Genomic DNA, 21561 nt, shown 5'->3' on the forward strand with positions numbered 1-21561 from the left:
GGGGTCCGGTGGGCGTGTGCCCGCCGGACCCCGGCCTCCTGCCCGTCGCTCACTTCTCGACGGAGACGTCCCTCGCAGCGGCCCTGGAGTCGGTCTCGGAGGGCGCCTCGGAGGGGGCCTGCGAGGCGGCGGGCGCCTTCAAGACGGCGGGCGTCTCCGGGGCGGTGGCCGGCGCCTCGCCGTCGAGGACCCGCTTCGCCGTCACGCGGTCCAGCGCACCCTCCCAGCGGGAGACCGCGAAGACCGCGACACAGTTGCCGAGCAGATTGGTCGCCACCCGCATCGAGTCCATGATCCGGTCGACGCCGAGCAGCAGTGCCACCGCCGCTGCGGGAATGACGCCCAGCGCGGACGCGGTCGCCGACAGCGCCAGGAACGCCGAACCGGGCACGCCCGCCATGCCCTTGCTGGTCAGCATGAGTACCAGCACGACGGTGATTTGCTGACCTATCGACAGATCGACCCCGACGGCCTGCGCGATGAAGAGGGTGCCGATGGAGAGGTAGATCGACGCACCGTCGAGGTTGAAGGAGTAGCCGGTCGGCAGGACCAGACCCACCGCGTCGTCCCGGCAGCCCGCCGCGCGCAGCTTCTGCATCATCCGCGGCATCACCGTCTCGCTGGACCCCGTACCGAGAGCCAGCAGCAGCTCCTCACGGGTGTAGCGGACGAACTTCCACAGGCTGAGGCCCGCGGCGGCCTTGAGCGCGAGCCCCAGCAGGACGAGGAAGGCGAGCGCGACGCCGTAACAGACCGCGATCAGCTTCGCGTACGTCGTCATCGCGCCGAGGCCGTACTCGCCCACGAGGTGAGCGGTGGCCCCGAAGACGGCGAGCGGCGCGAGACGCATGATGTAGCCGACGATCGTGAAGACGACGTCCTGCGCCTGCTCGATGAACGGCAGGATCTGCGGCACCTTCGTCTGGCCGAGGTGCAGCAGCGCCGCACCCACCAGGCAGGACAGGACGAGGACCTGAAGCAGCGAGTTCTCCGCGAACGCCCCGACCGCGCTGTCCGGCAGCGATTCGAGGATGAACTGCGCGGTGGAGGGCAGGTGTCCGCCGCCGGTCTTCTCGTCGACGGCACTCTGGTCGAGCGAGGACGGGTCGACGTGCATGCCCGCACCGGGCGCGAAGACATTCCCCGCGAGCAGCCCGGCGACGAGCGCGACGGTGGTCGCCACCTCGAACCAGATCAGCGCCTTGAGGCCGATCCGGCCAAAGGCCTTGAGATCGCCGGCCTTGGTGATGCCGGCGACGACGACACAGAACACGAGCGGGGCGATCATCGCCTTGATGAGGCGTACGAAGCCGTCGCCGAGCGGCTTGACGGCCGAGCCGAACTCCGGCCACAGCCGTCCGACGAGAACCCCGAGGAACAGGGCTACGAGGACCTGCGTGAACAGACTGGTGCGCAGCATGCGGCCTGCCCGGCGAGCGAGCGATCCGGTGGCGAGCGGCACGGGCTCTCCCTTGGAAGGATTTTGGGATACGGAAGAGGACTTCCGCGGTCCGCCACTATGGCTGAGCCCTATGCCTCAGAGAAGAGTCCGGTGTTACATCGAAGAAAATCTTGGAGCTATCTCCAAGCAACCGTTGGTACACGTCCCCGCCACCGTGCCGTGACGGGTCCGCACCAGGTGGCGCCACGGGCCCATAGCCCGTGGTACCAGGCGTTGTCCGGCGTCCTCCGCTCTCATCGGATGTCATGCGGTTTCGTCGAGGGTCATACGCTGTCATCGGGGGGGGGCGGTGTCGTCCGATGCCATCCGGTGGCTCAGGCCTTCAGGTCGGCCTTGTCCCCCATGACCACGACGGGGTGCTGCGCGGGGTCGAGCGTGCGCAGCAGGTACCGCATGCCGGACTTGGGGATGCTCACGCAACCGGACGTACCGCTCCCGTGGTCCATGTGCAGCCAGATGCTGCCCCCCTTGGACTGGCCGTCGGGCCGGGCCGGGTCCAGCGGCGAGACGCCCTTGGCGCGGTTGTAGTCGATGGCGATGACGTAGTCGAAGTCGTGCCGGGTCTTCTTGGCCCAGTACGAGGGCGGCGTGAAGGCCGCGGTCGCGGTGTACGGCAGCTTCGCGCCCGGGTCGGGCAGCACACCGCCCGCGTCGGACAGCGAGTACACCCCGACCGGGCTGCGCTTGTCCCCCTCGTGATGGTCCAGGGTCCAGCCGCGCTTGCCGTTGTGCCCCTGCCAGCTCCGGTCGCGGCTCCAGGTGCTCCCACCGCTGCCGTTCTGGTCCGCGCCGTTCGTGTCCGCACCGTTCGCGTCCGCGCCGCCCTTGGCGGCCTTGGCTGCCTTCGCGGCCTTCGCGGCCTTGTTGTCCGACGGGTCCTCGTTCGCGTCCTTGTCCGCGTTGCCCGCCGCGCCCTTCTCACCCTTCGTGTACAGCACGACGGTCGAGGTGGCGTCGTCCTTGCCGTCCCCGTACACCGCGATCACCTGCCGGGAATCGGCCGGGATCCGGGACTGCAGCCGCTCCCCCACTCCGGGGATGCGCTTCAGACCCGTGGCAGGCGTGGCACTCGGCTGCCCCGCGCGCGCGGCGGCCTTCTCGCCCTGCTGCCCCGATCCGCCGCAGCCTGCGACCAGCACGAGCCCCGCGGCGGCCAGCGCTGCCGTCCGTATCGTCGTGACCGTCCGTGCCCGCCCCGCCGTCCTACCTGTACTCCGCATGGCTCCCATGGTCGCACCGACGGCCGACACGTGATCGGTCGAGGTGCCACCGCGGACGTCTGGGTGGCACCCGCGGACCGAGCGACACCCGAGGCCGCACATCGTGGCCCGATCCGTGCGTTCCGCCAGAAAAACGGTTGAAATTCGCGGTCATTCCACGCCAACCTTCCATGGCTCCGCCCTGCTCCTGTCGCGGGCGCGAGCGGCAGCGAGTGGCACAGCCCTGCCCTGCTCCGCTGCGCCCACCGCGCCGGCGGGAGCACCCGGCCCGCTTTCGGCCGGAGCTCCACGCCCGCCCCTACCCGACGAAACGCTTGGACGTCATGCAGATTCGCGATCTACCGCATCCCGACCCGGGTGTCCCCGACGTCCGTACCGGCGGCCGCTTCCTGGTCTGGCTCTACCGCCGGCAACTGGGCGGCCAGCTCAAGGCCCTGGCCTGGGGGCTGGTGCACACCGGCGCCGTGGCCTCCTTCCCGCTGCCGGTGGGCATCGCCGTACAGGCCGTCGCCGACCGCTCCGGCGCCCGGCTCGCCCTCGCGGGCGGGCTGATGGTGCTGCTGGGCGTACTGGTCTCGGTCGGCGACACGATGCTGCACCGCGCCGCCGTCACCAACTGGATCACCGCCGTCGCCCGTATCCAGCAGCTGCTCGCCCGCAAGACCGCGGAGCTGGGCTCGGCCCTGACCCGGCGGGTCGCGGCCGGCGAAGTGGTCGCGGTCAGCACCGGTGACCTGGAGAAAATCGGCTGGTTCGTGGAGGCCATCTCCCGCTTCTCGGCCGCCGCGCTCACCTCCGTCGGCGTATGTGTGGCGCTGGTGCTCTACCAGCCCACCCTGGGCATCGTCGTCGCGGTCGGGGTACCCGTGGTGGCGCTCGCCGTGCTGCCGCTGCTGCCCCGCGCGACGCGACGCGCCGACGAACAGCGCGAGAAGGCCGGGCATGCCACGGAACTGGCCTCCGACACCGTCGCGGGCCTTCGTGTGCTGCGCGGCATCGGCGGCGAGGAACTCTTCCTCGGCCGCTACCGCACCGCCTCCCAGGACGTCCGCAGGGCCGCCGTGCGCAGTGCCCGGATGTGGTCGCTGATCTCGGCCGTCCAGGTCGCGCTCCCGGGGCTGCTGCTGATCGCGGTCGTCTGGTACGGCGCGCGGCTCGCCCTGGACGGCCGTATCGAGGTCGGCGCGCTGGTCACGATGTACAGCGCGGTCACCTTCCTGCTCTATCCGTTGCAGCACTTCGAGGAGATCGCGCAGGCGTACTCCTTCTCCCGGCCGTCCGCGAAGCGGGCCGCCCGCGTCCTGGCGCTCAGCCGCCCGGTCGACGGCCGCGTCACCGACCACGCCCCGCTCGACGGCGACCTGTACGATCCGGCAACCGGCCTGCTGGCCCCGGCCGGCCACCTCACGGCAGTCGTCTGCGGCGACCCGGACGCGGCGGGCCGACTCGCGGAACGCCTGGGCGGCCACCCGGCAAGCGCTTCGGACGAGAGCGCCTTGGACAAGACCGCTTTGGACGAGAGCGCCTTGAGCGAGAGCGCCTTGGACGAGTCGGAGAAGGCCGACGGGGGCGATCCGGAGGAGGCCGACTGGGGCGATCCGGGGGGTCAGGAAGGCTCGCGAGCCCGGGCGGCCGAGCATGCGCGGGCAGCCGCGTCCCCGAAGGCGGATGCGGCAGCGGAGGGCATGTCCTCCTGTACCGGCCCGTCGGACGAAGCCGGTTCCACGCGCGGCACGCGCACGCCCCCCTCCGCCGAGCCGCGGCTGCCCTCCGTCGAGCTGGGCGGTACCGCCCTGGACGACGTACCGCGGGACGCCGCCCGGCAGGCCGTGCTGGTCCAGGACAAGGACCCGGTGCTGCTGTCGGGGACGCTGCGGGAACTCTTCGACGTACCGTCCTCCGGCGCCGTCACCGCGCGGCAGGCCCTGGCCGCCGCCCAGTGCGACGACGTACTGGCGGCGCTCGCCCAGGCCGGCACCGACGGGTCGGACGACCCGATGGACAGCCGCATCACCGAACGCGGCCGCTCCCTCTCCGGTGGCCAGCGCCAGCGGCTCGCGCTGGCCCGGTCGCTGCTCACCGATCCGGAGGTGCTGGTGCTCGACGAGCCGACCAGTGCGGTCGACTCGCACACCGAAGCACGGATCGCCGACGGCCTGCGCGTCCTGCGCAAGGGCCGGACCACGGTCGTCCTCACCTCCAGCCCCCTGGTGCTGGACCGCGCGGACCGGGTGGTGTTCCTGCCCGACGGCAAGGTCACCGCCGTCGGCCCGCACCGCGAACTCCTGCGCACCACACCGGCCTACCACGCGGTCGTCACCCGCGAGACCGACGAGGAACGCGCCCGCACGGGGCCCGGGACCACCGACGGCACGGAGACTGCCGAGCGCACCGGGGCCGTCGGCCGCGCGGGTGCCGCCGACCGCGCGGATGGCGGCTCCGAGGAGCTTCTGGACGACGGTCCCGAGGAATCCCAGGATGACGGTCCCGCGGAACTCCTGCGGGAGACGGACGGATCCACCGGATCCACCCCCTCGCGCGCCCGGGTGGGCGCGCTCGAATCGATCGAGGAGACGGCATGATCGGCCTGGCGCCGCCGGAGCACGATCCGGAAGCCGCACGTACGACGACCACCCTCCCCGTCGGCTCCCCCGCGACCGTACGCAGCTACGTCGCGGGGCTGATCCGCCGTCACCGCAAGGCATTCATCCTCCTCGTCACCGTCAACGCCATCGCCGTCATCGCCTCGATGGTCGGCCCGTATCTCCTCGGCGGCCTCGTGGAGGACCTCTCCGACGGTGTGCGCGACATCCATCTGGAGCGCACCGTCGGCCTGTTCGCGATCGCCCTGGTCATCCAGACCTTCTTCGTACGGATGGTCCGGCTGCGCGGGGCGATGCTCGGCGAGCGGATGCTGGCGGACCTGCGCGAGGACTTCCTCGTACGGTCCGTCGGACTGCCGCCCGGCGTGCTGGAGCGGGCCGGCACCGGGGACCTGCTCTCCCGCATCACGACGGACATCGACCGGCTGGCCAACGCGATGCGGGAGGCCGTGCCGCAGCTGTCCATCGGCGTGGTCTGGATCGGCCTGCTGGTCGGGGCGCTCGGCCTGACCGCACCTCCGCTCGCCCTGTCCGTACTCGTCCCGCTGCCCCTGCTGATCGTCGGGTGCCGCTGGTACTTCAAACGGGCGCCGAGCGCTTATCGTTCCGAGGCCGCCGGATACGCCGCGGTGTCCGCCGCGCTCACCGAGACGGTCGACGCGGGGCGGACCATCGAGGCGCACCGGCTCGGCGACCGCCGCACCCGGCTGTCGGAGCGGCGCATCCGCGAGTGGACCCAGTGGGAGCGGTACACGCTCTACCTCCGCTCGGTCCTCTTCCCGGTGATCAACGGCACCCACACCCTGAACCTCGGGTCCGTGCTGATGCTCGGCGGCGTTTTCGTCTTCCAGGGCTGGATGACGATCGGCCAGCTGACCACGGGTGCGCTGCTGTCCCAGATGATGATCGAGCCGATCGGCATGATCCTGCGCTGGTACGACGAACTCCAGGTGGCGCAGGTGTCGATCGCCCGGCTCGTCGGAGTGCGGGAGATCGAGCCCGAGGCTGCGGACGAGCGGATCGCCCCGGACGGCCGGCACGTCCGCGCCGACGGTGTCCGCTTCGGCTACCGCGCCGACGTGGACGTTCTGCACGACGTGTCGCTGCGGGTACGGCCCGGCAGCCGCGTGGCGCTCGTCGGCCCCTCGGGCGCGGGCAAGTCCACACTCGGCCGGCTCCTCGCCGGCATCTACGCGCCCCGCAAGGGCGAGGTCACCCTCGGCGGCGCCGCACTGTCCCGGATGCCCGCCGAACGGGTACGTGCCCATGTGGCACTGGTCAACCAGGAGCACCACGTCTTCGTGGGCTCGCTGCGCGACAACCTGCTGCTGGCCCGTACGGGCGCGGACGACACCGACCTGTGGTCGGCGCTGACCGCGGTCGACGCGGACGGCTGGGCGAGGGGGCTGGAGAAGGGGCTGGACACGGAGGTCGGCTCCGGCGGCCACGCGCTGACCCCGGCGCAGGCCCAGCAGGTCGCCCTGGCCCGGCTGGTCCTGGCGGACCCGCACACGCTGGTCCTGGACGAGGCCACCTCGCTCCTCGACCCGCGGGCCGCCCGCCATCTGGAGCGCTCGCTCGGCAAGGTGCTGGACGGCCGAACGGTCGTCGCCATCGCCCACCGGCTGCACACGGCCCACGACGCGGACGTGATCGCCGTCGTCGAGGCCGGCCGCATCACCGAACTCGGCACCCACGACGAACTCGTCTCCGCCGACGGCCCATACGCCGCCCTCTGGCGCTCCTGGCACGCATAACCCGACACCGGCGCTCACCGGTTCAAGAGGGCCCGGGCTTGAGCGGCCCGGGCTTGAGCGGCCCGGGACCGAACGGCCCGGGCGCGTATGCGCTCCCTCGGGGACGGGCCGAGCTTCGGCACCCGGGGTCCGGCTCAACCCGGTCCCCGGGCTTGGGCGACCGTCCGGGTGCGGCCCGCCCGGTGGGCGTGGCCCCTCCTCAGGGTGCGGCCTGTCCTCGGAGAGCGGCCCGCACACCGGGGGCGGCCCACACGCTGGGGGCGGCCCACACGCTGGGGGCAGCCAGCTCTTTGGGCCTGTCCCCTCAAGGCGCGGGGGCCCGGCTTCGGCCGCGCCGTCACGAGGGGACGGCCGCCGCGGGGAGCCGCCGCCCACATCGGGCTCGTCCACATCTTGCCTGCCCGCATCGAGCCTGTCCGCACCGGGCCAGCACAGCACCCCGCGTGCCGTAGCTCTCGGCTCTTGATCGTTACGGGATGCGCTCGGCGGGGCGCCCGCACCCGTGGCGCGGGCTCCGTCTGCCCGCTCACGCGGGCCGTCGGTACGTAGCGGCCAAGAGGCTAGAGGAAGCCGAGGGCCGTCAGGCCGCCTATGCCGCCGAGGAGGGTGAAGATCGGCATCAGGACCTTCAGCTCCACCCAGCTGCCGGCACGGAAGCGCATGCCCTTGGGCGGGCCCACCGGATACCAGCGCTTGCGGCCTATCGGGATGGGCCACATGATCGGACAGCCCGAGACGGTCAGCGCGTCGCCGATGTCGTGCACCAGCGCACCCAGCACGATCGGCAGGCCCAGCCACAGGTACGCCTGGTCCGGCTCGGTGAACAGCCAGTGCGAGCCGTTCCCCGGCTGGTCCAGCACCCCGGCGAGGATCCACGCCGTGGCCGCGCCCAGCAGCCACACCAGCACATCGCTGGAGACCCGCGCCGCCCGCCACAGCAGCCCTTCGATGGCGAGCACCATGTGCACGAAGAGGATGCCGAGCACCGCCCAGCGGCCGCCCTGCACCGCCAGAACCGACATACCGGCCCCGACGAGCACCGCCCACAGCCAGGTATGGGTCAAGGTGCGGTGACCACCGGACCGACGGGCGTCCCCCTTCATCCGAGTGGCTTTGTAGACGGCGTGCGAGATGTTGTCGACGACCTCGCACAGCCCCCGCGACAGCGGCCCGAAGGCACGGGAGATCGTGGCCGCCTTGTGGTCCAGGTCGGGGGCGAGGGCCGCACCGGCACAGATCAGCGCGCCGACGACGACCACCGGCCAGGGCATCGGGTGCCCCAGGGCACCGGCCGCCGCGCCCACCCCCAGCCAGGCCGCGGCCCCGGACAGCGAGTGCGCCGGTCCCATCATGGTTGTTCCCCACCCCTTGTCGTTCTTGTTCTCGCGCCGATGCTCCCCGGCCTCGCGCCGCCGGCGCTGGGCGTCGCGGAGCTGACGCGCGGTCGGCGACACAGCGTAGCGTCAGATGATCACTGTAGGACCCGCCGGTTCCCGCTTCCGGGGTCGGGGAAGGCAGTATGGGGGCGTGACCCTCATCGATCATCTCCCGAACGACGCCGACCCCGATGCCCTCTTCGAAGCCTTTTCGACCTGGGCCGAAGAGCAGGGCATCTCGCTCTACCCTGCCCAGGAGGAGGCACTGATCGAGGTGGTCTCGGGGGCGAACGTCATCCTGTCCACCCCCACCGGCTCCGGTAAGAGCCTGGTCGCGGCGGGCGCGCACTTCACCGCCCTGGCCAACGACCAGGTCACCTTCTATACCGCCCCCATCAAGGCACTGGTCTCGGAGAAGTTCTTCGACCTGTGCAAGCTCTTCGGCACCGAGAACGTCGGCATGCTCACCGGCGACGCCTCCGTGAACGCCGATGCGCCCGTCATCTGCTGCACCGCCGAGGTGCTCGCCTCGATCGCGCTGCGGGACGGCAAGGACGCCGACATCGGCCAGGTCGTCATGGACGAGTTCCATTTCTACGCCGAGCCGGACCGCGGCTGGGCCTGGCAGATCCCGCTGCTGGAACTGCCGCAGGCACAGTTCGTCCTGATGTCGGCAACGCTCGGTGACGTCGCGATGTTCGAGAAGGACCTGACGCGGCGCACCGGCAAGCCGACCTCCGTTGTACGGTCCGCGACGCGGCCCGTGCCGCTGTCGTACGAGTACCGCTCGACACCGATGACGGAGACGCTCACCGAGCTTCTGGAGACGCACCAGGCTCCGGTCTACATCGTGCACTTCACGCAGGCCGCGGCCGTGGAGCGGGCGCAGGCCCTGATGAGCATCAATATGTGCACCCGGGCCGAGAAGGACGAGATTGCCAAGCTGATCGGCAATTTCCGTTTCACCACCAAGTTCGGGCAGAACCTCTCGCGGTACGTGCGCCACGGGATCGGCGTGCACCACGCCGGCATGCTGCCGAAGTACCGGCGGCTGGTGGAGAAGCTGGCCCAGGCCGGCCTGCTGAAGGTGATCTGCGGGACGGACACCCTCGGCGTGGGGGTCAATGTACCGATTCGCACCGTGCTGTTCACCGCGCTCACGAAGTACGACGGGACCCGGGTGCGCACCCTGCGGGCCCGTGAGTTCCACCAGATCGCAGGGCGGGCCGGGCGGGCCGGTTTCGACACCGCCGGCTTCGTGGTCGCGCAGGCGCCCGAGCATGTCATCGAGAACGAGAAGGCACTCGCCAAGGCGGGCGACGACCCGAAGAAGCGCCGCAAGGTCGTACGGAAGAAGGCTCCCGAGGGCTTCGTCAACTGGGGACAGAACACCTTCGAGAAGCTGATCGCCTCCGAGCCGGAGCCGCTGACCTCCCGCTTCCGCGTCACCCACGCGATGCTGCTCTCCGTGATCGCCCGGCCCGGCAACGCCTTCGAGGCCATGCGCCGGCTGCTGGAGGACAACCACGAGTCGCGCAAGAACCAGCTGCGGCACATCCGGCGGGCCATCGCCATCTACCGCTCTCTGCTGGACGGCGGGATCGTGGAGCGCCTGGACGAGCCGGACGCCGAGGGCCGGATCGTGCGGCTCACCGTCGACCTGCAGCAGGACTTCGCGCTCAACCAGCCGCTGTCCACCTTCGCGCTGGCCGCCTTCGACCTGCTCGACCCCGAGTCGCCCTCCTACGCGCTGGACATGGTCTCGGTCGTGGAGTCCACCCTGGACGACCCCCGGCAGATCCTGGCGGCCCAGCAGAACAAGGCCAAGGGCGAGGCGGTCGCCCAGATGAAGGCCGACGGCGTCGAGTACGAGGACCGCATGGAGCGCCTCATGGACGTCGAGTACCCCAAGCCGTTGGAGGAGCTGCTCTCCCACGCCTACGGTCTCTACCGCCGCAGCCATCCCTGGGTCGGCGACCATCCGCTGTCGCCCAAGTCGGTCATCCGCGACATGTACGAGCGGGCCATGACCTTCACGGAGTTCGTTTCCTTCTACGAGCTGGCCCGCACCGAGGGCATCGTGCTGCGCTACCTCGCGAGCGCGTACAAGGCGCTCGATCACACCGTGCCCGACGACCTGAAGTCCGAGGACTTCGAGGACATCATCGCCTGGCTCGGCGAGATGGTCCGCCAGGTCGACTCCAGCCTCCTGGACGAGTGGGAACAGCTCGCCAACCCCGAGGAGGAGACGGCCGAGGAGGCCATGGAGCACGCCGACGAGGTCAAGCCGGTCACCAAGAACGTGCGGGCCTTCCGGGTGCTCGTCCGCAACGCGATGTTCCGGCGGGTGGAGCTCGCGGCGCTGGACAAGGTCGAGGAGCTGGGCGAGATGGACGCCGACTCCGGGTGGGACGAGGACGCCTGGGCGGACGCCATGGACGCCTACTGGGACGAGTACGAGGACCTGGGCACCGGCCCGGACGCCCGCGGCCCCAAGCTCCTGCAGATCGAGGAGGACGAGGAGCACGGCCTGTGGCGTGTGCGCCAGACCTTCGCCGACCCGAACGGCGACCACGACTGGGGCATCTCCGCCGAGGTGGACCTCGCCGCGTCCGACGAAGAGGGCCGCGCGGTCGTGCGGGTCACTTCCGTGGGCCAGCTCTGACCACAATGATCTGCCCGGTCCCGGGGGGGGGGGGGGGGGGGGCCCGCCCCCGCGCGGCCGCCCCCCCCCCCCCCCCCCCCCCCCCGCGCCCCCCCCCCCCCCCCCCCCCCCCCCCCCCCCGGCGGTCACCGCACCGATCCGACCGAAGGCCTCTGCTCCGACCGCTCCCCCACTCCGATGAAGGGCACCCGTAGATGACCAGTCCGGCAGAAAAGCTGGTGGACCTGCTCGATCTGGAACAGATCGAGGTGAACATCTTCCGCGGGCGCAGCCCCCAGGAATCCCTGCAGCGCGTCTTCGGCGGCCAGGTCGCCGGGCAGGCGCTGGTGGCCGCCGGGCGGACCACGGAAGGCGACCGCCCCGTGCACTCGCTGCACGCGTACTTCCTGCGGCCGGGCCGGCCCGGGGTACCCATCGTGTACCAGGTGGAGCGGGTGCGGGACGGGCGTTCCTTCACCACGCGCCGGGTCGTGGCCGTCCAGCAGGGGCGCACGATCTTCAATCTGACCGCCTCCTTTCATAAGCCCGAACCGGGGTTCGAGCATCAGCTTCCGATCGGCCGGGTGGTACCGCCCCCCGAGGAGCTGCCCACCGTCGCCGAAGAGGTCCGCGAGCATCTGGGCGGACTGCCCGAGGCACTGGAACGCATGGCCCGCCGCCAGCCCTTCGACATCCGCTATGTCGACCGGCTGCGGTGGCGGCCGGAGGAGATCGAGGGGGCGGAGCCGCGCAGTGCCGTGTGGATGCGGGCGGTCGGGCCGCTGGGTGACGACCCGCTCGTCCACACCTGCGCGCTGACCTACGCCAGCGACATGACGCTGCTGGATGCCGTGCGGATCCCGATCGAACCGCTGTGGGGTCCGCGCGGTTTCGACATGGCCTCCCTCGACCATGCGATGTGGTTCCACCGGCCGTTCCGTGCCGATGAGTGGTTCCTCTACGACCAGGAGTCGCCCATCGCGACGGGTGCCCGGGGCCTGGCCCGCGGCCGTATCTACGACCGCGAGGGCAGACTGCTCGTCTCCGTGGTCCAGGAAGGGCTCTTCCGGAAGCTGGGCGACTGAATCCGGGCCCGGCCCGAGGAGGCGCGAGCACGGCGGGTCAGGAAGGCGCCATGCCGCGCGGGACCGCCTCCGGTGACCGCCGCCCTGGGGCGGGTGCCGGCCGGGAATTGAGCGCCAGGACCCGTTCGGGCCCGGATGAGGCGGGCCCGGGGCGAGGGCACGGTGGCGGGAGCCGGCAGCCCCCGGACATCGCCCTTGATTTTGGAGGTCGGTCCCCTGTCTTCCACAGGGGCCCTGCCCCCTCCGGAGCCCTGGGCCTCGACGGCTTCACCGGTCTCGGTGGGTTCATCGGCCTGTACCTCACCACCGCTCCCGGTCCCCGCGTCGGACGGCGGGGCCGCCGCGGAGGGGGGAAGGGCCGGGGCCGGGTGTTCCCGGCGGGCTGCGTCGAGTTGCCGGGAGAAGCTGATGCGGTACCACATCACCTCGTCGAACTCCTCCGCCGTCTCGGCCCGCTCCACGGCCGCACGAGTGCGGGTCGTGTTCGCGCCCGCGGACGAGAGGCAAGGCCTGAGCTTGCGCAGCCAGACCCGCTCGGCTGGATCGCGTACGAGCGCCGCCAGCTCCTCCGGCGGCAGCACGGCGGCGATCACCGCCGACACCGCCCAGGACCCGTCCGCGTCCGTCACCAGTTGCGCCACGCGCCGGCTCCGCCACAGCCTGCCCCGCCAGTCCTGGCCGGAGCAGAGCAGCGCCCGCATGGGCGGCGGCGTGGGGCCGTGGATGAGACTGCATTCCTTGCCGGCGAAGGCCGACAGCTCGGCTGCCAGGTACTGCCACACGATCGCGCCGTAGCGGTTCACATAAAAGCGGACAGGGCCGAAGCATCCCGCCCTGGCCAGGCGCAGGAACCTGCCGGGAGCGATGCCCATCAGCTCGGCGCCCTCCGTCGCGCCGACGACCCGGATCCGCTCACGCAGGGTGTCGGGGAATCCCCTTTCTTCCTGCAGCCGAGCGATCTCCGCCGCCGGCACCCGCCGACGGCCGGACGCGTCGCCCGGCCCCGGCGGTACCGTACCCACCTCGTCGAGCTGAACGGCGAGCTCGAACTCACCCGTTTTCAAACCCAGTTCCCGAGCCGCCCGCCCCATCGCGAGCGTTTCCGAGCCCTCATACCTCACGGTCATGTCACTTCTCCCCCGCTACAGTCCAATTACTGACAGTCACGACTGTAGCCGCGGAGTGTGACAGTGGGTCAACCCCCACCTCAGACCTGTGGATAACTTTCCGGCTGCCGCGCCGCCACCGCGAGATGTTCACCGACCCGGTTGACCAACAGCGTCATTTCGTACGCGATCTGCCCCAGGTCGGATTCGGCCTCGGACAGCACGCACAGGCAACTGCCGTCGCCCGCCGCGGTCACGAACAACACCCCGTCGTCGAATTCGACCATGGTCTGCCGTACCCGGCCCGCCCGGAACTGCTGTCCAGAACCCTTGGCCAGACTGTGCAACCCGGAGGCGACCGCCGCCAGATGTTCGGCGTCCTCCCGCGCCATTCCCTCACTCGCCCCCGTGACCAGGCCGTCGTTGGAGAGCACAAGAGCGTGCCGCACCTGATCGACGCGTCGTGTCAGGTCGTCCAGCAGCCAGTCCAGTCCGCTGCTCAGTGCCATTCCCGCTTCCTCCCCGTAACACCGTGCTACCTACTGGGCTGCGGCACCACCTGTCGCGCGCCGCCGTGTCAGCCTCGCTCACCTCCGCCGTCTCGGCAAGCGGCCCGGACACGTCGACGCGCGTCCTCCTGCCGCTCACGGGCCGGATACCGCAGGATGACTCCATGGCGCGAAAGATGACCAAGGACGAGTGGCAAGCCTTCGTCTCCGCCGGCACCCGCACGGGCAAGCTGGCGACCGTACGGACCGACGGGAGGCCGCACGTCGCCCCCGTGTGGTTCCTGCTGGACGGCGACGACGTGGTGTTCAACACCGGCGCGAAGACGGTGAAGGGGCAGAACCTGATCCGGGACGGCCGGCTGGCCGTGTGCGTGGACGACGACCGACCGCCGTTCGACTTCGTCGTGCTCGAGGGGCGAGCGCGCGTGAGCGAGGAACTGTCGGAGGTACGTGCCTGGGCGACACGGATCGCCGCGCGTTACATGGGCGAGGACCGTGCCGAGGAGTACGGGGCACGCAACGGCGTGGCCGGGGAGCTGCTGGTGCGGGTCCATGTCGACAAGGCGGTGGCACTGGCGGAGATCGCGGACTGAGTCCGGCCGGCCCCGGGGGCCTACGGCCGGCTCGCCGTGTCGAGCATGCGGGCCGTGTGCATCCGCCCCGCGTGCTCGACCAGCCGGATGAGGACTTCCTTCCCGGAGTCGCGGTCACGGGCATCGCACAGCACGACCGGCGTTCCGCTGTCCAGGTCCAGCGCCCGTGACACGTCGTCCGCGCCGTAGTCGCGGGCGCCGGGGAAGCAGTTGACGGCCACGAGGAAGGGCACCCGGCGGTTCTCGAAGTAGTCCACGGCCGGGAAGCAGTCCGCCAGTCTTCGGGTGTCGGCGAGAACGACTGCGCCCAGCGCGCCCGCGGAGAGGTCGTCCCACAGGAACCAGAAGCGGTCCTGCCCGGGGGTCCCGAAGAGGTACAGCGACAGGCCCTGTCTGATGGTGATCCGGCCGAAGTCCATCGCCACCGTGGTGGTGGCCTTGCGGTCGACGCCACGGGTGTCGTCCACCGTCTCCCCCACTTCGCTGAGGTACTCCTCCGTGCGCAGCGGGCGAATTTCGCTGACCGACCCGACCAGGGTCGTCTTCCCGACTCCGAAGCCGCCCGCTATCAGGATCTTCAAGGCCATGTCGGCCTCGTCCCGCACCGTTTCGGAGTGCGCGTCCACGAGATCCATCGGTACTTGTCCTCCAGGAAGCGATGAGCGCGTCAGGAGTGCGCGCGGGTGAGGGTGCTCGCGTTCATGGGTTCCGGGGTCCGGCGTGCGCCGGGACCGGCCGGCTTCGGTGGAGCGTTCCGGTGGGCCGTCGCACGTCCCCCGGGAGTCACACGGCAGGACCGTAACCTCTCTTGTGCCGCGGCGCGGGGTGATTCGGTGAACTGGATCACAGCCGTCCCGCCGTCACGGCTGCTGCCCGGCTCCCGTGGCGAAGTGCGACGCGGCGCGCAGGTGTTCCGCCACCCCCTGGACGAGGGACGCCGTCTCGTAAGCGACCACCCCGACATCGGCACCCGGCGCGCTCAGCACCGCCAGGCATGCGCCGTCTCCGACCGCTGCGACGACCAGGTAGCCACTCTCCATCTCCACCATCGTCCGGCGCAGCTCTCCGGAGGAGAAGTGCTGCCCCGTACCCCTGGCCAGGCTGTGGAATCCCGAGGCGACGGCCGCCAGATGATCCGCGTCCTCCCGCAGCAACGAGCCGGAGGCCCCGGCGACCATCTCGTCGCCGCCGAGCACCACGGCGTGCCGAACCTCCGGTACCCGGGCTGTCAGATCGTCCAGCAACCGGCTGAGGCGGTCCCTGGGGCTCCGTGGTGTGTGACTCGCTCGTTCCTCGTGCATCAGCGTTCTCCCTTCGTGGAGCCGCGTGCCCAGCCCTGGCGATAGGCGGTCATCCGGGTGCGCGCCTGCTCCGGGGAGACAGTGGGCCCCTCCTCTGGCAGCGGGCCCGTCTCCGCAGGAAGCGGCTCGCGCAGCCGCCCGGCCAGGCTGCGCTGTCGTATGCGGCGCGGAAGGCCGTCCGTGCCGTCGGGCGGGGCCGCCGCGGTCTCGTTCGCCGGTGGTTCCAGTGCGCGGTCGGCCCGGCGTCCGACATGTGCCCGTACGCGTTCCAGTGGCGCGTCGAGGAGCGGGCCCGGAGCGGAGGTGATGCGTTCCGGGGGCTCAACACCATGCACGAGGGCGTTCGGCAGCAGGACCACCGCCGTCGTGCCGCCGTACGCCGAGGGGCGCAGCACGACGCGTACACCGTGCCGGGAGGCCAGCCGGCTCACCACGAAGAGGCCCAGCCGGTCGCTGTCGGCAGGGGCGCGCGCTCCGGTCTGCGCGATGCGGCGGTTGGCCTCCTCCAGCACTTCCTCCGCCATGCCGAGTCCGCGGTCCTCGATCTCCAGTACGTGACCGGTACCGACCTGTTCGCCGTGCACCCGCACCTTGGTGTGCGGGGGTGAGAACTGTGCGGCGTTCTCGATGAGCTCGGCCAGCAAATGGGTGAGGTCGGCGACCACGCCGCCCGGTACCGCGCCGGCGGGGAGGCGCCGCACTTCGATGCGCGCGTAGTCCTCGATCTCCGAGACCGCGGCGCGCACGACATCCGTGAGCGATACCGGTGACCGCCAGGCGCGTCCCGGGGCAGCGCCGGACAGGATGATCAGGCTCTCCGCGTGACGTCGCATACGGGTGGTGAGGTGGTCGAGCCGGAAGAGGTCGCCGAGTTCGGCCGACTCCTGGGAGCGGCGCTCCATGCTGTCCAGGAGAGCGAGCTGACGGTGGAGGAGCATTTGGCTGCGGCGGGCGAGGTTCACGAAGACACCGTTGACGGCGTCGGCTGCTGCGGCGTGTTCCACCGCCTCGTCCCGCACTGCCCGGCGCACGCTCTCCAGCGCCGCTCGGACCTGGCTGATCTCGTCGGCGGCGGGCGTGCCCGAGGAGTCGGCCGCGGGCGGGCCCTCGGAGTCACCGGGCGCCTCGGCCGGAGCGCCGGCCTGCTGTCCCTGGTGGGCTTCGCGCAACATAGCCGGGAGTTCCCCCCGGGCCATGTCGAGGGCCTCGTCACGCAGCGCCGTGAGGTCCCCGGTCAGACCGCGGCCGACCCGAACGGAGACGACCGAGGAGAGGACGAGCGCCACGAGGCCGAGTCCGATGGCCGCCCCCGTGGAGGCCGGAGCTCCGTACGTGAAGGGGCCATGGCGATCTGCGACCCCCGTGGTCACGTCCTTCTCGAAGTCGTTCAGATCGCGCCGCAGTGCCTCGTAGGAGGGCTGCCAGCGGCCCCCCGGGGCGACCCGTGCCGCGTCACGTCCCGGGGCGGCCGCGCTCACCGCGTTCTCCATGGCGCGCACATCGGCATGCGCCCTGCTTGCAACGATCGTGCGCCACTGCGAAGCCGCGTCGTCGGACAGACCGTCTGTGGCAACGCGTTCCATGAGGTGCCGCGCCGCCACCGTGCCCGTGAACGCCCGCTGCTCTTCCTTGTCGAGCGTTCCGGCGAGGTCGACGGCAGTGAGGACGGCTTCCTCCTGGGCGAGCAGTTCGCGAGCCCGGCTCAGCGGGGTGGCCGCCGCGCCGCCCAGTGCCGCGTCGAGGGCGAGAGCCGACGCGACGGCCGATGTGTAGCGCCCGTACGCCTGCGGCCAGGTGAGGGTGCGTTCCGTCGTCGGTCGGCGCTGCTTCCTCACGGCATCCAGGCCTGCGGTGAAGGCCGTCAGGTGGCCCGCCGCGCGGTTCGGGATCCACGCGCCCTCCCCGCCCCTGTGCCGGCCGTCGAGCCGCAGCCGTGCCGCGGTCCTCGTGGTCTTCCCGGCGAGCCTCGCGAAGGCGCCTTCACGGGCCCGGGTGGGAGCCGCCAGGTAAGCGACAGCCGCCCGCCGTTCCTCCTGGAGCGCACGCACCAGCTCATGCAGGGGAGGGCGGATCTCGACATCGATGTGCTGTGCCCGGCTTGCTGCCGACGCTTCCTTCAACGCGTCGGCCGTCACGGCGCCCAGGAGCACCAGGAGGGCCACGAAGGGGACGAGGAGCAGGCGGACGAGGCGTGCGCGAACCGTACGGGGGCGGCGAGCGCAGCCACTCCGCTCCCCGAGTGCTCCCCGACCGGTCGGGGGCCGGCCGGGGGCGGCGTCGTCCAGGTGTCCCATGGCTCCGGGACGCTAGACCTGCTGGGACGACACACCGGGCACGCAGTTCAGAAGTGCTGGCATTTGACGCGCCTTGCCAGTGCCCGATCGGCCTGTGCCCGAATGTGCGCACCGTACGGATGTTCCGGTCGTTGTGAGCTACGGGACACCACACCGCCGGCCCATGGGGGATCATGTCGTCACCATGAGCGAATTCAGTGACAGCACCCGGGCGGGCGGTGGCCGTGACCGCTCCGGCCACGGGTCGCACGACGTACGGGAGTTCTTCGGGCAGCGGGCACGGGACTGGGACGCCCGCTTCCCCGACGACGGGCCGGCGTACGCCGCGGGCGTCGCGGAGCTGGGCCTGCGGGTGGGCGACCGTGTGCTGGACGCCGGGTGCGGCACGGGGCGGGCGCTGCCGGCGCTGCGTGCGGCCGTAGGAGCGTCCGGTGTGGTGCTCGGTGCCGATCTCACACCGGAGATGCTGGAAGCGGCCGTACGAGCCGGACGGGACGCGGAGGCGGCCCTGCTGCACGCGGACGTCTCGGCACTGCCGGTCCGCGACGGCGTGCTGGACGCGGTCTTCGCGGCCGGGCTGGTCTCACATCTGGGGGAACCGGCCCGCGACCTCGCCGAACTGGCCAGGGTGGTCCGGCCGGGAGGGCGGCTGGCGCTTTTCCACCCGGTCGGCCGGGCCGCCCTCGCTGCCCGTAAGGGGCGCCCGCTCACCCCTGACGACCTGCGTGCGGAACCGAATCTGCGGCCGCTGCTGGCCGACAGCGGCTGGGAGCTCGTCCGGTACGTGGACGAGGACGCGCGCTACCTGGCGCTGGCCGCACGGCAGGGCTGACCGCGCATCGGGGGTGCGCCTGCCCCGGAGGAGGCGCGCCCCGCTCACGGCGTCGCCGCGCCGCGGGTGTGCGGCACCGGGCATCCCGCACCGCTCCGCCGCCCCTCGGGGAAGGTACCGAGCTCGGCGATGCGGTAGCCGTTCGGATAGCCCTTGATCTCCGGGTTCTGCCGGGCGTAGTGCGGTGTGCGGCGCGGCGGCAGCAGGCGGACGGCCTTGGCCCGCAGCCGCAGCGCGCCGCGCACGGCCCCCTGGATTGCCGGGTGCGGCCGCTCGTAGCGGAACGCCTCCAGCAGGGCGTCGTCCAGCAGCGCCTTGCTTGCGGCGCGCACGACGGGGGCGAGCGGGCCGTACCAGCCGGCCATCAGGTCGAGCGAGGCGTCGGAGACACGCCTGCCGCCCTCGTCCCAGCCGAAGTGCTCGTGTTCGTAGTCGTCCAGGCAGCGTTCGAACTCCTGGTAGGTCCGGGGCACGTCGCTGATCCCCATGTGCTCGCCGAGCGTCCGGTAGTACGCCGCCATCGCGCGCTTCTCGTGCTCGCACAGCCGCCGCCAGCCGTACTGGTCGATCCAGCGCTTCGGTACGACCACGAACGTGCACAGCACATAGCGCATGTCGTCATTGCTGATGTCGTAGCTGCGGTGCATCTGATTGATGCGCCGGATGGCCGTGCGGCCGTCCTCGGCCTCGAAGCCGTGCTCGACAACCGAGTCCAGTAGGAGCGCGGTGTCGTCGTAGCGCTTCTGCGTACGTTCGGTCATCTCGGCGGTCTGAGCGAGCAGACGGCCGATGCTGGGTACGGCGTACGTCCGGTAGAGGGCGAGTTCAAGCGCTCTGGTGACATCCCATGGGAACTCGTGCGTCACAGTGATGCGGAAGATCCGCAGGTAATCCATTTCCGGGTCCAGTCGCTGGATCTCCTTGAGCAGGTCGTAACGCCCCACGAGAGCACCGTCCCTTTCGTCGAGGAAGGTCCAACAGTACGTGGACAGGGGAGACTTGGAAGGCCGCACACGCTCTCCACCCGATGGGGGAATGATGACCGACCTCCTCCGTAGACTCCGGTCCCGTCTGCCCCAGAACATGTTCGGTCCCAGAGAGCCGCGTCCGGAGCGGGAACCGGGCAAGAAGGGCCCGCACAACCTCTTCGAGGCGGCCGCCGCGCACGTTGCGGCGTGCGCCGAAGGGGACGAGGACCGGGAAGCCGAGGCGGCGGGCTGGGTGTCGCCGGAGGCGCTCGCCTTCGGGATCAACGAACTGGCCTGCCGTGCGCTGATCGCGCTCGCACGGGAGCGCCGCCAGTCGCCGCACGAGGTGGCCAGGGACCTGCTCAGCCTGCCGGCCGCCTGAGCGGTACCGGCTCCCACCGGAAGCGGGCACCGAGGCCGTGACAAGCGCCTGTCCGGCCAATTAAGGTGCGCCGACAACATGATCTGTGTGGTCGGCAGCTTTTCCCGGCCGCGAGCGAGTGGGAGGCCCGAGTGTCCGCGACGGAGGGCGCAGTCGGCGACGGCAACGATGCCGGCGAGGTCGATGACGACCAGCTGTTCGTACTGACGGCCGTGTTGCTGACGCCCGGGCAGTTCCCGAGTGTGCTGGGTGACGACTATCCCGAGGTCTGCGCCAAGCTGCGCCTGGAGCCGTACGAAGAGGGTTACGGGCTGGTGCTCGGGCAGGACGGCCGGGGTGCGCGCTGGACCGTCGCGACGGAAGACGTCACCCTGGTCGCCTGTGCGATAGCCGCCTGGGACTGCGGTATGGAGTACGACCTCTCCCCCGACGAGAACAGCATCGTCGCCGCGCTGCCGGGCTGGCCGCTCGCGCTCGCGGTGGCCGCGCCCGGGGTGCCGGCGCCGCACGACCCGGCGCCGGAGGAGGGCGATCCGGAGCCGCTGGCGCCGCCGGACGCGCTGGAGTGGGGGCCGGCCCAACGGCGCCTCGGCGCGGACGAGATCGCGCTGCAGTGGGCCGCTTGGCGCGAGCAGGTCGACGGCGAGGTCACCTTCGTCGAGCCCGGTACCAAGCCGCACCCGGGGGTACGCCGGGTGCTGGACGAGGCGCGGGGGTACGTGCAGCAGCCTCCGCCACCCGGCCGGGTGCGCTCGTCGTTCGCCGCCGGTGAGGCCCGCACGCTGCGGGTGGACGGGCCGGGCTGGAGCATGGTCGCGCGGACCGACGACATCGCCTTCGTGCTGCTGGACGACGAGCCGGGCGAGGTCCTGCCGGTGGGCCGCGGCCCGGAGCTCCCCGGCCTGCTGCAGTCGCTGGACGCGATGGCGGCCCGGCCGGCCTGAGGCGGCTCGGCGCACGGCGCGGTTCGCCCCTCGGTGGACCACGGGCCGCATCCCGACCGCGTGACCCCCTACGAGGCGGGGCCGCCGCTCGACATCCTGGTCGGCCGGATCGCCGGGCACGCGCAGCCGTGGCCTGGCCCGGCACCGTCCTCCCGTCGGACTCCGGGTCCTCAGACGGTCGGATCACCCGGGCCCTGCCCGCGGGGCGCTCGGCCCGCCTCCGAGGCTCCCGGGGCGCTCAGCGGCCCAGCTCCTTGCGGGAGACGCGGCGCAGCCGACGCCGCTGCGAGGGGTCCAGCGTCAGATAGGCGATCGCCGGAACTCCGATCATGACCAGCAACGCCGCCCAGAACGGCAGCAGCCACAGCAGGATCACGCCTGCCGCCACACCGCCGACGGCGACCTTCGCACGAGTGGACATCCTTCACGACCTTTCCGCGGCGGATGCCGCGTCCGTTGTCTTCCATTGAACGCCGGATCGGCGC

18 protein-coding genes are annotated in these 21561 nt (G+C 71.4%); 8 read left to right on the forward strand and 10 right to left on the reverse strand.

The window, feature by feature from the left end; translation table 11 throughout:
• Positions 1-49: 49 nt before the first annotated feature.
• Positions 50-1420 (reverse strand): cation:dicarboxylate symporter family transporter, encoded by a 1371-nt coding sequence (locus ACIGQF_RS02690; protein WP_399704502.1) that lies wholly within the window; start codon positions 1418-1420, stop codon positions 50-52.
• 356 nt (positions 1421-1776) lie between these two features.
• Complete coding sequence (locus tag ACIGQF_RS02695) at positions 1777-2682, reverse strand: hypothetical protein (protein WP_399704504.1); 906 nt, start codon at positions 2680-2682, stop codon at positions 1777-1779.
• Between the two features lie 323 nt (positions 2683-3005).
• Between ACIGQF_RS02695 and ACIGQF_RS02700 the strand changes: the two genes are divergently transcribed.
• Entirely contained in the window at positions 3006-5264 is a 2259-nt protein-coding gene (locus ACIGQF_RS02700) for an ABC transporter transmembrane domain-containing protein (protein ID WP_399704506.1), read from the forward strand.
• The gene (locus ACIGQF_RS02705) at positions 5261-7042 is read left to right on the forward strand and encodes an ABC transporter ATP-binding protein (protein ID WP_399704508.1); all 1782 of its coding nucleotides are present in this window, start codon (positions 5261-5263) and stop codon (positions 7040-7042) included. Before ACIGQF_RS02700 ends, ACIGQF_RS02705 begins: the two co-directional genes overlap by 4 nt.
• Before the next feature lie 560 nt (positions 7043-7602).
• On the opposite strand, the gene ACIGQF_RS02710 is transcribed toward ACIGQF_RS02705, so the two are convergent.
• Positions 7603-8394 (reverse strand): metal-dependent hydrolase, encoded by a 792-nt coding sequence (locus tag ACIGQF_RS02710; RefSeq protein WP_361568507.1) that lies wholly within the window; start codon positions 8392-8394, stop codon positions 7603-7605.
• A gap of 175 nt (positions 8395-8569) precedes the next feature.
• On the opposite strand from ACIGQF_RS02710, the gene ACIGQF_RS02715 reads away from it, so the two are divergent.
• Both ACIGQF_RS02715 and ACIGQF_RS02720 read left to right on the forward strand, forming a co-directional pair.
• Positions 8570-11083: a DEAD/DEAH box helicase gene (locus ACIGQF_RS02715; protein ID WP_399704510.1), complete on the forward strand. Its 2514-nt coding sequence runs from the start codon at positions 8570-8572 to the stop codon at positions 11081-11083.
• A gap of 194 nt (positions 11084-11277) precedes the next feature.
• Positions 11278-12147 carry an acyl-CoA thioesterase II gene (locus tag ACIGQF_RS02720; protein WP_361568411.1) on the forward strand — a complete coding sequence of 290 codons (870 nt, stop codon included), beginning with the start codon at positions 11278-11280 and terminating at the stop codon, positions 12145-12147.
• Here ACIGQF_RS02720 and ACIGQF_RS02725 read toward each other — a convergent pair.
• Together ACIGQF_RS02725 and ACIGQF_RS02730 are read right to left on the reverse strand one after the other, a co-directional pair.
• On the reverse strand, positions 12078-13274 hold the full coding sequence (locus tag ACIGQF_RS02725; RefSeq protein WP_399704513.1) for a DUF6397 family protein: 1197 nt from the start codon (positions 13272-13274) through the stop codon (positions 12078-12080). The genes ACIGQF_RS02720 and ACIGQF_RS02725 overlap by 70 nt on opposite strands.
• Before the next feature lie 80 nt (positions 13275-13354).
• On the reverse strand, positions 13355-13762 hold the full coding sequence (locus tag ACIGQF_RS02730; protein ID WP_399704515.1) for a roadblock/LC7 domain-containing protein: 408 nt from the start codon (positions 13760-13762) through the stop codon (positions 13355-13357).
• A 164-nt stretch (positions 13763-13926) separates the two neighbouring features.
• On the opposite strand from ACIGQF_RS02730, the gene ACIGQF_RS02735 reads away from it, so the two are divergent.
• Complete coding sequence (locus ACIGQF_RS02735) at positions 13927-14355, forward strand: PPOX class F420-dependent oxidoreductase (protein ID WP_399704517.1); 429 nt, start codon at positions 13927-13929, stop codon at positions 14353-14355.
• A gap of 20 nt (positions 14356-14375) precedes the next feature.
• On the opposite strand, the gene ACIGQF_RS02740 is transcribed toward ACIGQF_RS02735, so the two are convergent.
• From ACIGQF_RS02740 to ACIGQF_RS02750, 3 genes are all read right to left on the reverse strand, one after another.
• Positions 14376-14990 (reverse strand): GTP-binding protein, encoded by a 615-nt coding sequence (locus ACIGQF_RS02740; RefSeq protein ID WP_399704519.1) that lies wholly within the window; start codon positions 14988-14990, stop codon positions 14376-14378.
• Positions 14991-15215: 225 nt separating this feature from the next.
• On the reverse strand, positions 15216-15656 hold the full coding sequence (locus tag ACIGQF_RS02745; protein ID WP_399704521.1) for a roadblock/LC7 domain-containing protein: 441 nt from the start codon (positions 15654-15656) through the stop codon (positions 15216-15218).
• The gene (locus ACIGQF_RS02750; RefSeq protein ID WP_399704523.1) at positions 15656-17818 is read right to left on the reverse strand and encodes a nitrate- and nitrite sensing domain-containing protein; all 2163 of its coding nucleotides are present in this window, start codon (positions 17816-17818) and stop codon (positions 15656-15658) included. Before ACIGQF_RS02750 ends, ACIGQF_RS02745 begins: the two co-directional genes overlap by 1 nt.
• Before the next feature lie 316 nt (positions 17819-18134).
• On the opposite strand from ACIGQF_RS02750, the gene ACIGQF_RS02755 reads away from it, so the two are divergent.
• On the forward strand, positions 18135-18782 hold the full coding sequence (locus ACIGQF_RS02755; RefSeq protein WP_399704526.1) for a class I SAM-dependent methyltransferase: 648 nt from the start codon (positions 18135-18137) through the stop codon (positions 18780-18782).
• Between the two features lie 44 nt (positions 18783-18826).
• On the opposite strand, the gene ACIGQF_RS02760 is transcribed toward ACIGQF_RS02755, so the two are convergent.
• Positions 18827-19726 (reverse strand): oxygenase MpaB family protein, encoded by a 900-nt coding sequence (locus ACIGQF_RS02760; RefSeq protein WP_399704529.1) that lies wholly within the window; start codon positions 19724-19726, stop codon positions 18827-18829.
• Between the two features lie 139 nt (positions 19727-19865).
• Here ACIGQF_RS02760 and ACIGQF_RS02765 point away from each other — a divergent pair, with 139 nt between their 5' ends.
• Positions 19866-20132 carry a hypothetical protein gene (locus ACIGQF_RS02765; RefSeq protein WP_399704531.1) on the forward strand — a complete coding sequence of 89 codons (267 nt, stop codon included), beginning with the start codon at positions 19866-19868 and terminating at the stop codon, positions 20130-20132.
• Positions 20133-20263: 131 nt separating this feature from the next.
• Positions 20264-21076, forward strand: coding sequence for a hypothetical protein (locus ACIGQF_RS02770; RefSeq protein ID WP_399704533.1), 813 nt, complete (start codon positions 20264-20266; stop codon positions 21074-21076).
• A 238-nt stretch (positions 21077-21314) separates the two neighbouring features.
• Here ACIGQF_RS02770 and ACIGQF_RS02775 read toward each other — a convergent pair whose 3' ends face one another.
• A complete protein-coding gene (locus ACIGQF_RS02775; RefSeq protein WP_361568379.1) occupies positions 21315-21497 on the reverse strand; it encodes a hypothetical protein in 183 nt (60 codons plus the stop codon).
• Positions 21498-21561 lie beyond the last annotated feature (64 nt).

The sequence above is a fragment of the Streptomyces sp. NPDC053560 genome (assembly GCF_044544605.1).
GTDB lineage: Bacteria > Actinomycetota > Actinomycetes > Streptomycetales > Streptomycetaceae > Streptomyces.

Bases quoted from the DNA above. Each gene is read 5' to 3' on its own strand.
- ACIGQF_RS02690 (WP_399704502.1), bottom strand. From the start codon at position 1,420: ATGCTGCGCACCAGTCTGTTCACGCAGGTCCTCGTAGCCCTGTTCCTC.
- ACIGQF_RS02695 (WP_399704504.1), bottom strand. From the start codon at position 2,682: ATGCGGAGTACAGGTAGGACGGCGGGGCGGGCACGGACGGTCACGACG.
- ACIGQF_RS02700 (WP_399704506.1), top strand. From the start codon at position 3,006: ATGCAGATTCGCGATCTACCGCATCCCGACCCGGGTGTCCCCGACGTC.
- ACIGQF_RS02705 (WP_399704508.1), top strand. From the start codon at position 5,261: ATGATCGGCCTGGCGCCGCCGGAGCACGATCCGGAAGCCGCACGTACG.
- ACIGQF_RS02710 (WP_361568507.1), bottom strand. From the start codon at position 8,394: ATGATGGGACCGGCGCACTCGCTGTCCGGGGCCGCGGCCTGGCTGGGG.
- ACIGQF_RS02720 (WP_361568411.1), top strand. From the start codon at position 11,278: ATGACCAGTCCGGCAGAAAAGCTGGTGGACCTGCTCGATCTGGAACAG.
- ACIGQF_RS02725 (WP_399704513.1), bottom strand. From the start codon at position 13,274: ATGACCGTGAGGTATGAGGGCTCGGAAACGCTCGCGATGGGGCGGGCG.
- ACIGQF_RS02730 (WP_399704515.1), bottom strand. From the start codon at position 13,762: ATGGCACTGAGCAGCGGACTGGACTGGCTGCTGGACGACCTGACACGA.
- ACIGQF_RS02735 (WP_399704517.1), top strand. From the start codon at position 13,927: ATGGCGCGAAAGATGACCAAGGACGAGTGGCAAGCCTTCGTCTCCGCC.
- ACIGQF_RS02740 (WP_399704519.1), bottom strand. From the start codon at position 14,990: ATGGATCTCGTGGACGCGCACTCCGAAACGGTGCGGGACGAGGCCGAC.
- ACIGQF_RS02745 (WP_399704521.1), bottom strand. From the start codon at position 15,656: ATGCACGAGGAACGAGCGAGTCACACACCACGGAGCCCCAGGGACCGC.
- ACIGQF_RS02755 (WP_399704526.1), top strand. From the start codon at position 18,135: ATGAGCGAATTCAGTGACAGCACCCGGGCGGGCGGTGGCCGTGACCGC.
- ACIGQF_RS02765 (WP_399704531.1), top strand. From the start codon at position 19,866: ATGTTCGGTCCCAGAGAGCCGCGTCCGGAGCGGGAACCGGGCAAGAAG.
- ACIGQF_RS02775 (WP_361568379.1), bottom strand. From the start codon at position 21,497: ATGTCCACTCGTGCGAAGGTCGCCGTCGGCGGTGTGGCGGCAGGCGTG.